This window comes from Bradyrhizobium sp. LA6.1 (assembly GCF_040547805.1).
GTDB lineage: Bacteria > Pseudomonadota > Alphaproteobacteria > Rhizobiales > Xanthobacteraceae > Bradyrhizobium > Bradyrhizobium barranii.
Genome location: NZ_JBEPQK010000003.1, coordinates 599485 through 611810, shown reverse-complemented (window position 1 = coordinate 611810; position 12326 = coordinate 599485). Strand labels below are relative to the sequence as shown.

General features: G+C 64.2%; 11 protein-coding genes. All 11 read left to right on the top strand.

All coding sequences use genetic code 11. The features are described 5' to 3' along the window. The first annotated feature begins 1 nt into the window (after nt 1). The 11 genes from ABIB99_RS10075 (at nt 2) to ABIB99_RS10025 (ending at nt 12326) form a co-directional block, all read left to right on the top strand. Nucleotides 2–460, top strand: coding sequence for a hypothetical protein (locus ABIB99_RS10075; RefSeq protein ID WP_354175662.1), 459 nt, complete (start codon nt 2–4; stop codon nt 458–460). Between the two features lie 12 nt (nt 461–472). Beyond that, a complete protein-coding gene (locus ABIB99_RS10070; RefSeq protein WP_354175661.1) occupies nt 473–1696 on the top strand; it encodes a phage tail tube protein in 1224 nt (407 codons plus the stop codon). A 33-nt stretch (nt 1697–1729) separates the two neighbouring features. Next, nucleotides 1730–2173 carry a branched-chain amino acid ABC transporter gene (locus ABIB99_RS10065; RefSeq protein WP_354175660.1) on the top strand — a complete coding sequence of 148 codons (444 nt, stop codon included), beginning with the start codon at nt 1730–1732 and terminating at the stop codon, nt 2171–2173. 17 nt (nt 2174–2190) lie between these two features. Then, entirely contained in the window at nt 2191–2520 is a 330-nt protein-coding gene (locus tag ABIB99_RS10060) for a phage tail assembly chaperone (protein ID WP_354175659.1), read from the top strand. A gap of 3 nt (nt 2521–2523) precedes the next feature. Continuing rightward, nucleotides 2524–4626 (top strand): phage tail tape measure protein, encoded by a 2103-nt coding sequence (locus ABIB99_RS10055; protein ID WP_354175658.1) that lies wholly within the window; start codon nt 2524–2526, stop codon nt 4624–4626. A gap of 2 nt (nt 4627–4628) precedes the next feature. Next, nucleotides 4629–5000 (top strand): hypothetical protein, encoded by a 372-nt coding sequence (locus ABIB99_RS10050; RefSeq protein WP_354175657.1) that lies wholly within the window; start codon nt 4629–4631, stop codon nt 4998–5000. Beyond that, nucleotides 5000–5527: a DUF1833 family protein gene (locus tag ABIB99_RS10045; protein WP_354175655.1), complete on the top strand. Its 528-nt coding sequence runs from the start codon at nt 5000–5002 to the stop codon at nt 5525–5527. The genes ABIB99_RS10050 and ABIB99_RS10045 overlap by 1 nt, the downstream gene beginning before the upstream one ends. Further along, nucleotides 5524–5937, top strand: coding sequence for a hypothetical protein (locus ABIB99_RS10040; protein ID WP_354175653.1), 414 nt, complete (start codon nt 5524–5526; stop codon nt 5935–5937). The genes ABIB99_RS10045 and ABIB99_RS10040 overlap by 4 nt, the downstream gene beginning before the upstream one ends. Continuing rightward, nucleotides 5937–9821, top strand: coding sequence for a host specificity factor TipJ family phage tail protein (locus tag ABIB99_RS10035; protein ID WP_354175651.1), 3885 nt, complete (start codon nt 5937–5939; stop codon nt 9819–9821). Before ABIB99_RS10040 ends, ABIB99_RS10035 begins: the two co-directional genes overlap by 1 nt. A 98-nt stretch (nt 9822–9919) precedes the next feature. After that, complete coding sequence (locus tag ABIB99_RS10030; RefSeq protein ID WP_354175650.1) at nt 9920–10261, top strand: phage tail assembly chaperone; 342 nt, start codon at nt 9920–9922, stop codon at nt 10259–10261. A 31-nt stretch (nt 10262–10292) separates the two neighbouring features. After that, nucleotides 10293–12326 (top strand): hypothetical protein, encoded by a 2034-nt coding sequence (locus tag ABIB99_RS10025; protein ID WP_354175648.1) that lies wholly within the window; start codon nt 10293–10295, stop codon nt 12324–12326.

Sequence of the window (12326 nt, the reverse complement as noted above, 5' to 3'; positions counted from 1 at the left end):
CATGGGTGACTATCCCGGCGCCGTCGCCGCGGCGCGCGCCTTCCTCGAGGCGGGCTTTTCCGCCGCGCCGGTCCAGTTTCAGAACGAGGACCCGCCGCTGCGGCCCTGGCCGCCGTCGCCGCCGTCGCCCTGGTGCTATTTCGAGATGGTGCAGCTCGACGACCGCCTGCGCGGCGTCGGCACACCGGGCAATCAGGTCTGGCTCGCGACCGGCAACATCGCCGTGAACGTGTTCGTGCCGAAGGGCTACGGCCTTGCCGCGCACCTGGCGCTCGCGGGGCAGGTCGACGCGCTGTTTCGCAGCAAGACGATCTACAACGCCGAGCCTGGCGTTTGCCTGCGGTTCTGGAGCGAGCAGGGGCAGGGGCCGAGCATCCAGGGCGGCGACAGCAAGAGCGACGACGGCAACTGGTTCGGCGCCGCTGTCGTCATTCCCTTTCAGCTTTTTTACGTCAAATAGGAGCGGACGCAGATGGTCTATCAGTCTCAATCGGCCGGCCTCGTTGCCTACAAGGTGCAGTCCGGCCTCGGCACGCAGGCCTCGGCCGTCAGCGCCAACCTGCTGCGCATCGCCGGCGGTAACGGTATTCGTGTCAGCAAGGCCGCGACGGAATCGGCCGAGGTGCGCAACGACGGCCTGTCGACGCGCGGCCGGCACGGCTCGCAGAAGGCGTCGAGCGGCTACAACGGCGAAATGTCGCTCGGCTCGCATGATCCGATTATCGAGGCGATCATGCGCTCGACCTGGGACTCGACCGCATTCACCAAAACGCAGACCGATTTTACGTCGCTGACAACGGTGACGGATGGTTTCGTGTTTGCGTCGGGTAGTCCCATCGCGATGGGCTTCAAGGTCGGCAACATCATCCGCGCCGCTGGCCTTCCTGACGCTTCCAACAATGGCAAGAATTGTCGGATTACGGCGCTTTCGTCGACCAAGATCACGGTGGCAGAGACGCTCATCGCCAATGCTGTCCCGGACACGACTTGCTCGCTGACGAGGCCTGGTAAGCAGTTGATCAACACCGTGCCGTTGGTCAAACGCTACTTCACGATCGAGGAATACGAATCCGATATCGATCAGTCGACCATGCTGACCGACTTCGTGTGGGGCACGGGCAAGCTCTCGATGGCGACCGATGGCCTGATCCGGTTCGATCCGGGTGGCATCGGGACCGGCCAGGCGCAGGCGCTGACCACGGGCACCTCGCCCTATTTCACCGCGCCGACCGGGCCGGTCGATGTGCCGTTCTCGGTTGTCGATGCCACGATCCGGCTCAACGGCGCCGACCTGGTCGAGCTGACCAGCTTCGATCTGTCGCTCGACATCCAGCCGAATGCGCCGGTGACGTTCGGTTCGGGCAGCCAGAAATATTCGCCCGACGTGTTCACCGGACCGCTCAAGGTCAACATGAACCTCACCATGCTGCGCAAGTCGCTGGCGATCTTCTCCGACTTCCTGGCCGAGACGCCCTATTCGCTCAACATCCTTGCGGTCGACAACATGAGCGAGCCCAAGGATTTCATGTCGATCACGGTGCCGAATTTCACGCTCGGCGGTGTCGATCCGTCCGCGCTGTCAAAGCAGGGCGGCGGTCGCACGCAGACGATCGCCGTTCCGGCGGCGCTGGTCGGGCTCGACTCGTCGGCGACCGGCAACGGCTCGATGATCTCGTTTCAGACGACGGCGGCCTAAGCCGGCGCCGGCGGACAAGTAGGGGAGGCAGAAGTGCAAGACGACGTTCTGGATCTGGCGTCACTCGACGCCCTCGACGAGGCGGTGCTGGCGATCCGCCATCCCACCAAGGACGTACCGACCGGCTGGACCTGGACCTTCTATGGCCCGGCCCATCAGGTCACCCTCGAGCTGGCCGATCGGTTCTCGCGCGACGCGCTGCGCAGGGCGGCGTCCGTCCGCCAGGCGCAGGTCAACGGCAAGAAGTGGCATGAGGAGGAGCAGTCGCCGGAACGACTGCGCGCCGAGAATGTCGACGCGATCGTGGCGCGCACCAGGACGTTTTCTCCTGTGCGGCTCAATGGCGAGGAGCTGTCGTTCTCGCGGGAGAAGGCGCGCGAATTGCTGCTCGATCCGCGCAAGGCTTGGTTACTCGCGCAGGTGATGGCTTTCCTGCGAGACGAGCAAAATTTTATGCCGCCCTCCGCGACGAGCTGAGGGCATACGCGCAGAAAGTGTTCGAGCTGGGCCGCCCCGAGGAGGAAGGGGCGACCTGGCGCCAGGTGCTCGAGGGGCTCGCGGCACGCGCGCGAGATCCCAGGCGCAAGGCGGAGTATGAGGCCGAGCTGGCCTGTCCGCCTTGTCCGCCGGCGCTGGGCCACGTCTGGAACGCGTTCGCGCGGCTCGCTGCGCGCCGCTCGGCGGGCTTCTCCGGCAACCCGATCAGTTTCCTCGAGATCGACGCATTCCAGCGGGTGACCGGCTTTCGGTTGCTGCCGCTCGAGGTGCGTCTGATCGAGGAGCTGGACGATCTCCAGCGCCAGATCAATTCGGAAAAAGGCTGATTGATGTCTCAACAGGTCGTCACCGAGCTTGTGATCGACAGCGATACGTCCGGCGCCGACCAGTTCTCGTCGGCGATGGATCGCGCCGGCACGTCGTCAGGGTCGGCGCAGGCCTCGGTCGCGCAGATGACGCTGGCGCTCGCCGGTGTCGGCGTCGCGGTCATCGCGGCCGTGCAGGGCCTGCGGTCGTTCTATGACTATGTCGGCCGGCAAACGCAGGAGCTGGTCGACCTCGCGGACAAGGCCGCGCTCGCCGGCGTCAGTGTCAAGGAATTCCAGGAGAGTCTGTTCGCGGCGCGTGCGAGTGGCGTCTCGGACAAGGATTTCTTTTCCGGTTTCGACAAGCTGTCCTCTGACATCACGCAGGCCAGCCAGAAAACGACCGAGTTCGGCGAGCTGTTCCGTCAGAACGGCCTCTCGATCAAGCAGACCAACGGTGAGTTGATCACGGCCGGGACTGCCCTGAAGGAGATCATGGGCCTGATGGAAGGTGCCGCGCCGGCGGTCCAGCAGCGCATCGCGCAGATCGTCGGCGTTTCGGCGTCGTGGATTCCGTTTCTTAAGGCTGGCGAGGACGAGTTCGAGCGGCTCAAGCAGAGGGCGCAGGATCTTGGCGTTGTCATCGACGACGGCACGATTGCCAAGGCGCGCGAATTTAATGCGCAGTGGAAGGAAGCGGTTGCGATCTGGGACCTTCAGTTCAAGGCTTCAATCGCGTCGATCTTGCCGCTGCTCACGCAGCTCGCGACGCTGGCGAACCAGGTCCTGAGTGGTATCGGCTCGGTCTCGGGCAGCATCGGCCGCTGGTTGACGCCGACCGACCAGATGAGCAAGGGGCAGCTCGCCGATCAGATCAATGACGTTTATCGCCTGACCGAAATGGTCGAGAAGCTCGGCGGTGATATCAGTCAGCAGAGCACGCTCGGCTTCAGGGCGCGCACACTGGCGGGTCTCGTCGGACTGCCTGAAGATGCAAGCCTCGACCAGGTCTCGCAGTTGCTCGACAAGCTGCAGAAGCAGTACGACCAGCAGCCGGACCGTCTCAGGGTCACGCCGAACCAGACTTCGACCGTGCTGCCGGATATGTCGGGCGGCAATGCCCTCGACAAGCAGACCGAGTCGATCGAGCGCCACATCGCCAAGATGAAGGCTGACGCCGAGGCGGTCGGCGAGGGTGCCGGCGCCCTCGAGCACGCGCGCGCCGAGGCGTTGTTGTATGACGCCGCGCAAAAAGCCGGCATCAAGAACCTCGAGGACTATGCCGATCAATTTTATAACCTGGCCGAGCGCGCCGGAGCCGCTGCGCAGGCGCTGGCGCGGGCAAAGGTCGACGCCGATATCAAGTTCAATCGCGATACCGCGTTTCTCTCGCCGGACGACGTCGCGATCGCGCAGCAGCTGCGCGGTTCCTATGGCAGCGTAGCCGAGGCGCTCAATAGCGCACAGGCCTCGCAGATCCGGTTCAATTCGACGCTGCGCGATTTGTCGTCCGGCATCGAAAACGGTCTCGTGAGTGGGTTGACCGACATCACGACGGGCACCAAGTCGGTCAGCCAGGGCTTTCAGGACATGGCCGCATCGATCATCCGCTCGATCGAGCAGATGATCATCAAGCTGCTGATCGTCGAGCCGCTCATGCGCAGCCTGCAGGGCGTGGCCGGCGGCATCTTTGGCGGCGGCTCGGCCCTCCCTGGGACGGCGGGCAGCCCCTATTACGGGCCTGTTGCACCGAGCGCGATGGGCAATGTGTTCTCGGCCGGCCAGATCGTGCCTTTTGCCATGGGCGGCGTGCCCGATATTGTGTCGTCACCGACGATCGCGCCGATGGCGATGTTCGGCGAGGCCGGCGACGAAGGTATCATGCCGCTGCGGCGCGGTTCGGATGGTCGTCTTGGTGTAACGGCAGCGGGCGCCAGTGGCGGGTCCAGCGTCACCATCAACAATTACACGGACGCGCGGCCGAACGTCGAGCGGTCGTCGAATGGCGACGTGACCATCACCTTGCGCAAGGCCGTCGACGACATGGTCGGCGATTCCCTCTCGACCGGGACCGGCCGCCGCGTGCTCGGGTCGCAATACGGCGTCAAGCAGTTCACGGGGTCTTAGAGATGTCGCTGCCGTCCTGGCCGATTGCCAACACCGTGGTGCTGCAGAATGGCTTTGGCCTGCAACGCATGCGCGATCCCCTCGCGACGGATATGGAGGGCGGCAACATACGCCAGCGGCCGCGGCCCGGCGACAACGTCGGGACGGTCAAGCAAACCGTGCGGTTCGATGCGGCTGATTACGACACCTTCGTCGAGTGGGTGAAGACGACGCTCAATCTCGGCACGGCCCGGTTCACGATCGATGTCTGGCTGGGAACCGCGCTCGCCAACAAGGTGTGCCAGTTCGTCAAGCCCGGAACTAACCTTGTGGCCAGCTGGCCGGGGCCGGGCCTCGTCGACGTCACCATGACACTGCAGGTTTACGACGTCTGATGCCGACACATTCCGAAGCCATGCTGGAGGCCTATGCTTCCTGCCCGCCGAGCGCGCGGATCTACTTCACGCTCGAGGTGTGGCAATCCTCGTTCGATCAGCCTGCGCGCATCGTCGCCAATGTCGGCGACGACATGGCGTTCGGGATCGAGGTCGGGGCGCCGCGCAATGGCGGCGAGACCGTCACCTTCATTGCCTGCCCGTTCGAGGCAAAATATCCGGAGCAGCGCGAGGGGCAGCCGCCGTCGACGACGATCAAGATCGACAATGTCGGCCGCGAGCTGGTGCCGAAGATCCGCGCCGCGCAGGGCGTGCGCGAATACATCTCAGTGCTGTACCGCGAATATCTCGGTAGCGACCTCACCGAGCCTGCCTATGGTCCCGTTGAGTTCGAGCTGCGCGGGGTCCAGATGGTGGGGACATCGCTGTCGGGCACGGTGATGGTCAAGAACCTGCAGAACAAGCGGTTTCCGCGCATCACCAAAAATTACGACTACGTTCAGTTTCCGAGCCTTTTGCCGACGTGACCCGCTCCGAGTTTCTGACGCCACTAATTGGCGAACCGTGGGCCTGGCAGTCCCGCAATTGCTGGGACTTCGCCTGCCATGTGCAGCGCGCGCTGTTCGGCCGCGAGCTGCCCGGCATTGCCGTGCCCTCGGACTTCTCGCGGCGCTGGGTGCTGGCCGAGTTCGGCCAGCATCCGGAGCGTGCCAATTGGCAGGCCGTTCCTGACGGTCCTGGCGGCTTGGTGACGGCCGCGGACGGCGCCCTGGTGCTGATGGCCCATTCGCGCTTTCCCGCTCATATCGGCGTCTGGCTGCGGCCAGAGGCCCGTGTGATCCATTGCGACGATAGGACCGGCGTGGCCTGCGAGACACCGCTCGCCCTGCGTCAGATGGGCTGGAAGCAGTTGACGTTCCTCGAGCCGAGAACCTGATGCACGGGACAGCAAGAAAATTGCCGGCGCCGCACGCGGCCGAGGCCGCCTGCTCGCGCCGGCAGCGCCGCGCGAAGCGCACGCGAAGCCCGGTGCTGCACCTGGTCATGCCAGGCCTCGAGGTCGCGCAGGCCGAACCGCGGCCGCGCGAGACCGTGACGGCCTTCCTGCGCCGCACGGGCTGGGCGAGGCGCGATCGGGTCTATGGCTGGCAATTCCGCAAGGGCCTGCCGACCGTCCTCGAGATCAACGGCGAGGCGGTGCTGCGCAAGAGCTGGTCGCGCCGGCGCATCGCGGCCAACGACAACGTGCGGTTCGTCTCCTATCCGCTCGGTGGCGGCGGCGGTGGCGCCAAGCAGGTCATCGGCCTGGTTGCGCTGATCGCGGTCGCGGCGTTTGCGACTGTTGTGACCGGTGGCGCTGCGGCCGGACTGCTGGGGGCGGCGTTCGGCGCTGGCACATTCGGCGCGGCGGCCCTCGGCGCCGCGGTCGCCGTCGGCGGCTCGCTTCTCGTCAATGCCCTGGTCATGCCGAAGGCCGGCGCGACCAACACGCCTGACGCGACGCAGGACCAGATCTATTCGGTCCAGGCGCAGGGCAACACGGCCAGGCTCGGCCAGCCCTTGCCGGTCTGGTACGGGCGCCTGAAGGCCTACCCGGATTTCGCGGCGACGCCCTGGGGTGAGTTCGTCGGCAATGATCAATATCTCAACGTGCTGCTGGCGCCGACCATGGGCAGCATGGCCTATGAGGCGCTCTATCTCGACGACACCGTGTTCTGGACGCCGGGCGGCGGCATCTCCGCGTCGTTTCCCGGCGCGCAGGTCGCGTTCTATGAGCCGGGCGAGACTGTCACGCTGTTTCCGACCAACGTCGACCAGTCCGCCGAGGTCTCCGGCCAGCAGTTGCCCGATGGCGGGGGCGACGAGGGCGGTCAGTATGATGCCGGCTTTGGGCCTCTAACCTACGGTTCGCCGCTGGGGCCGTTCGTTTCCAACCCCGCGGGGACGCAGACGCAGGCGATCGCGATCGACATCGTGTTTCAGGCGGGATGTTTCACGGTCAATCAGGATAACAACAACTACGGTTATTCGAGGTGCACGTTCAAGGCCGAGTACGCGCCTTGCGACGATGCCGGTGTCCAGACCGGGCCGTTCTCGACGCTGTTCGAGGTCACCAAGCAGTTCAATTCGAATTCGCCCGTCCGCGACACCACGAAAGTGGATGTCGCCCCTGGGCGCTACCTGGTGCGGCTCAGTCGCATGGGCATCAATTCGCAATCGAAGTTCGGCGTCGATAGCGTGATCTGGGCTGGGCTCCGATCCTTCCTCAAAGGCAACAATTCGTTCCCCGACGTCTCGACGGTCGCGATCCGGCTCAAGGCGTCGCAGTCGACGCAGGGCTCCTACAAGTTCGGCGTGCTCGGCACCCGCAAGCTGCTGGTCTGGACCGGCTCCACGTTCGAGCTGCAGGCCACGCGCAACAATGCATGGGCGTTCCTGGACGCGGCGACCAATGCGCAATACGGCTCCGGCCTGTCGATCGCGAAAGCCGATTTTAACGCGGTGGTCAATCATGCCGCCGGCTGTGCGTCCCGCGGCGATACCTTCGATTATCGGTTCGCGACCGCGATCGCGGTGCCGGAGGCGCTCGACAAGATCCTGACCGCGTCGCGCGCGCGGCATTTCTGGCTTGGCGACACCGTCTCGATCGTGCGCGACGAGTGGCGCGACGTGCCGACCATGATGCTGACCGATCGCGAGATCGTGCGGGACTCGACGCAGGTCGAGTTCACCATGCTCGGCGACGAGGATCCCGACGCTGTCATCGTCGAATATGTCGACGAGGAGACCTGGCTGCCGGCGCAGGTGCAGTATCCGCCGAACGGCGACGGCTTTGTCGCGGCGAATGCCGAGACCAAGCGCGTCGACGGCATCGTCAATCGGGAGCATGCGTTTCGCGAGTGCGCGTTCTATTACCTGCAGTCGATCTATCGGCGCGAGAAAGTCCAGATCGGCGTGGAATATGAGGGGCGCGCGACAACCCTCGGCCAGGTGCTCCGCGTCCAGTCCGAGCTGCCGCAGAATTACGGCTATGGCGGTGCAGTGGTCGACGTCAACGTCCGCACCCTGACCCTCGACCCGGCGCCGACATGGGATACGGGGACGTTCTATATCCGCCTGCGCCAGCCGAACGGGCAATCGTTCGGCCCGGTGTTATGCACCGAGGGCGCCGATCCCTCGCTCGCCGTGTTGAACGCGACCAGCCTGTCTGCCGCGGAAACGGCGCAATCAACCACGTTGTCGGCCGTGCTCGCGCGCGAGGCTGGCGGCGAATATCCCTCGTTTGAGCTGGGCAGTGGCATCAGAGAGTCCCGCCTCTGTGTCGTGCTCGGCGGCGTGCCCAACGGGGAATTGTGCACGCTGTCGCTGGTCGTCGACGACGAGCGTGTGCACGCGACCGACCTTGGCGCGCCGCCGCTGTTGCCGTCGCCGCAGTTCCCGTCAGACAGCAAGGTGCCGCTGGTTGTCGGCATCAATGCCACTTTCGGGCAGGGCATCGCCGAGCCGAAGCTCTCGGCGAGCTGGTTTCCGTCCGCCGGCGCCGAGTACTACGTCGCCGACATCTCCTATGACGCCGGCGAGACCTGGGCGCAGGTGTATGAGGGCGCGGACAACCGATTCGAGGAGGTGGTCACGCTGGCGGCGCTGCGGGTGCGCGTCCAGGCGGTCACGCCCGGCAAGCTACGCGGACCCTATGCGACCGCGGACGTCGCCGCTCCGACGATCACGATCGCGAATAACACAGTGGCGTTGGAGTCGCTGATCGAGGGCATCAAGTACCAGGTTACGACGCTTCAGGACTCGCTGCGTGATGAGGTCAATGAGGCCCTGAACCGTATCGCGTCAGTTGCGTCCGACGTCACCGCGCGCGCCCCGTTGGACAAGCAGGAGCTGCGCTCGCAGCTCTCGGCGCGATCAGACGCAGCCTTTGCTGAGATCGCGCGCGTCGATCTTGTCGCCGTGACCACCGAAGCCGCGTTCGCATCGTTCTCGACCACTGCGACCGCCGCATGGGGTTCGACGACGGCGTTTGTGGAGATTAGCGCAACGGCGATCGCGACGCTCGACGGCTACGCCGCGGCATCGTGGGGCGTGTCTGTCGGCGTCGACGGCGTTATAACGGGAAGCATCCGAATTGATGGCGGCGCGTCCTGGTCGGCCGTTACCATCAGGGCCGACAAATTCCAGCTCCAGCTGACGGGCTACAATGGGGGTGCGCCGCTGCTGCCATTCACGGTCGGAACTCTCAACGGTGTTCCGGCAATCGGGATGAGTGGCAACCTGTACCTCGATGGCACCTTCAACGTGAAGGCCATCGCGGCAGGCGCGATCGATGTCATCTATCTGAAGGCAAACTCGATCGACTCTGCTTCGGGTGTGATCAAGGCCCTCGGCGTTGGTAGTCTCAGCATCGCAGACAATGCGGTGACTGTGCCGGTCGCGCAGTCGCTCGGCGGCAACGTGTCCGCCATCTCACCCGGCACGCCGCAGAGTTATTTCAGTTTCAACCTGACGGTTGATACGACCGGGCTCGCCGGCAAGAATGTTGTGATCTATGCCAGCGTCAGCGGTATGTGGGCCAACGGCTCGGTGGCCACCGAAACCGGGCAGTTTTATCTCTTGATCAACGGCAGCGTCGCGAACGGCTACGCGATTTCGACACCTTCCGGCACGCTTGCGCTGGTGTCGCTCGGCGGCGCGGTCAACATCACTGCATCTGGTGGCGTGATGTCCATTCCGGTGCAGGCGCAATTCTACGCGAATTCGGCAACCTACATGCAGGCTGGAACGACCATCTACGCCCAGGCGGCGAAACGATGAACATTCATTACGACGTCACGACCGGCCAAATCATGTCGCACGGCTCGGCAGTCTACGAATGCTGCTCCGATAGCTACCTACCCGGCTGCAAGGTGTTGATGCGCGACTATGACAGCATCGATCCGAAGACCGAGAAAATTGATCTCGTTCTCTTGGAGAAGGTGCCGAAGACGGAGCCCGACCCTTTCCCGATGTTCGACGTCAAGGCGGCCGTGCGCCGCGAACTGGCGGACACCGACAAGTTTGTTTTGCCGGACTTCCCGATCTCCGAGACGGAGCGCGCCGCGTGGATCAACTATCGCCAGGCGCTGCGGGACTCGTCGAAGGGGCGCGCCACGCCGGCGGACGTGCTCGCTGCCATTCCCGCGCGGCCCGATGGAATCGACGCTTTTGAATGGCTGCGATCGCAGCTTTCCGCGCCGCCAGCGGCAGACGTCTGATTAATTTCCAGCTCTCGAAATTGGTGAAGCGATGACAGCGCTTGTCAGCTACTCGACCGGCACGGTTTCCGTGGCGGCCGGCGGTACGATCGTCACAGGTGTCGGCACCATTTGGTCGGGCACCAATGCGCGGCCCGGCGATGTCCTTCAGATCGGGAATTTCCAGTCGGTTATTTCCGACGTCACCGACGCCACGCACCTGGTCATTCCGCTCTGGGGCGGCGGCGCGCAGGCCGGCGTCGCGTACAAGATCTGGCAAGTCTCGCCGCAACGCTTTGCCGGCGCCGAGGCGATGGCCACGGTCAATAAGCTCGTCGCGTCACTCGATGCACGCGAGATCCCGGTTGTCGTCGGTGATGACGAGACAGGGCCGGATCCGTCGCTCGGGGAGGAGGGTCAGACCGCAATCCAGCCGACGACCGGCAAGGTGTGGGTGATGACTGGCGGGGTCTGGGTTTTTCTCGGAATCTACAAGGCATTCAGGCCGCGCGGCGCCTATGACAATGCCACGACGTACTATTACGGCGACGTGCAGACGACATCGGGCACGTCCTACATCTATATCAACGAAACGCCGAGCGCCGGCCACGCGGCTCCGGACGCGACCTATTGGCAGGTGCTGGCAAGCATCGGCGCGACTGGGCCGGCTGGCGCCAGTTATGGCGGCACGTCAACGACATCGCGGACGATCGGCACGGGGTCGCAGGCCTTCACCACGCAGGCCGGCCTGGCCTATCAGAACGGCGCTCGTGTTCGCGCGACTGCGACAGCGGGCGTTGCGGGATGGCTTGAGGGTGTCGTGACCTATAGCGGCACGACGTTGACGATCACCAGTGACAAGACCAGTGGGAGCGGTACGGGCACGGCTTGGAATTTCAATCTCGTCGGTGAGCCCGGTGCCGCTGGCGGCGTTAGCGACTTCGCGATAGCGCCTGGCGGGCGGCTTACGCTCACGAGCGGCGTCCCGGTGCCAGGGTCCAGCGTAGCTGGAGCGTCGACGCTCTATTACACGCCCTACGCCGGGAATTTGTGCCCATTCTGGGACGGCGCGAACATGACGCCGACAGCCTTCGCCGAGCTGTCGCAGGCGACAAGCGATACCACTAAGGCGCCCGCCGCTATTGGCCCCGAGGAGGTGTGGGACGTCCTGATATATAACGATGCCGGGACCCCGAGAATGTCGCGGCAAAGGTGGAGCAAAACCGCGACCGTCACGATGACGATTGCTTCGCCGTGCGTTGTGACTTGGGGCGGTCACGCGCTGCGGCAGGGCGATCCCGTCATCTTCACGACTTCAGGAGCGCTCCCGACCGGGATCACGGCCGGGACGGTTTATTATGTTGGCGCGTCCCCTGGCGCCAGCACGTTCAATGTCTCGACTTCGTTTGCAAATGCTCTGGCCGGCGTTCATATCAATACGTCAGGCTCGCAGAGCGGAACGCACACGGGCGAGAACCGCACAACCTCGCGCGGCTACACGTTCGCGATGGTGAACGGCATTCTGCTGAACACCTCGGCCGTCACCAATGGCCCGGCCGCGCTTCGCGGGACGTGGGTCGGAACGATCCGCTCTAACTCGTCCGGCACGATCGATTTTATCTTTGGCACGGCGGGGCCGGTTGCGGGTGCCTTCAACGTCTGGAATGCCTACAATCGCGTATCCGTAGGCTGCACAGTCATCGACCAAGGCGCTGCGTACCAATATTTGAGCGCAATCGTTAGACAGGCGCGGGCGAGTGCTGCCAATCGAATTTCTTTCGTGGTCGGTTCTGCTGAAGACGCCATTATCGCGAACTACCAGAACGTCATGCAGAACGTGGCAGCGGCCGGTGCCATTTGTCGAGGCGGTCTCGGTATCGACATGACGACGGCATTTTCCGCGAACGCTCTGGTTTACGGCAGCGGCACTATTGGCAACATCAATGCCCAGGTTATCTTCTATCCGGTGGCTGGGTCGCACTTCGTTGCGTCAGTCGAAAACAACGACGGCGTCACAAACGCAAATACTTTTAACCTTGGTGGGGCGATCTCTGTTAGTGGCCTTTCAGTCTACATGAGGATGTAG

Coding starts and splice junctions, on each gene's coding strand:
- ABIB99_RS10070 (WP_354175661.1), top strand. CDS start 473: ATGGTCTATCAGTCTCAATCGGCCGGCCTCGTTGCCTACAAGGTGCAG.
- ABIB99_RS10025 (WP_354175648.1), top strand. CDS start 10,293: ATGACAGCGCTTGTCAGCTACTCGACCGGCACGGTTTCCGTGGCGGCC.
- ABIB99_RS10055 (WP_354175658.1), top strand. CDS start 2,524: ATGTCTCAACAGGTCGTCACCGAGCTTGTGATCGACAGCGATACGTCC.
- ABIB99_RS10075 (WP_354175662.1), top strand. CDS start 2: ATGGGTGACTATCCCGGCGCCGTCGCCGCGGCGCGCGCCTTCCTCGAG.
- ABIB99_RS10050 (WP_354175657.1), top strand. CDS start 4,629: ATGTCGCTGCCGTCCTGGCCGATTGCCAACACCGTGGTGCTGCAGAAT.
- ABIB99_RS10030 (WP_354175650.1), top strand. CDS start 9,920: ATGCGCGACTATGACAGCATCGATCCGAAGACCGAGAAAATTGATCTC.
- ABIB99_RS10045 (WP_354175655.1), top strand. CDS start 5,000: ATGCCGACACATTCCGAAGCCATGCTGGAGGCCTATGCTTCCTGCCCG.
- ABIB99_RS10035 (WP_354175651.1), top strand. CDS start 5,937: ATGCACGGGACAGCAAGAAAATTGCCGGCGCCGCACGCGGCCGAGGCC.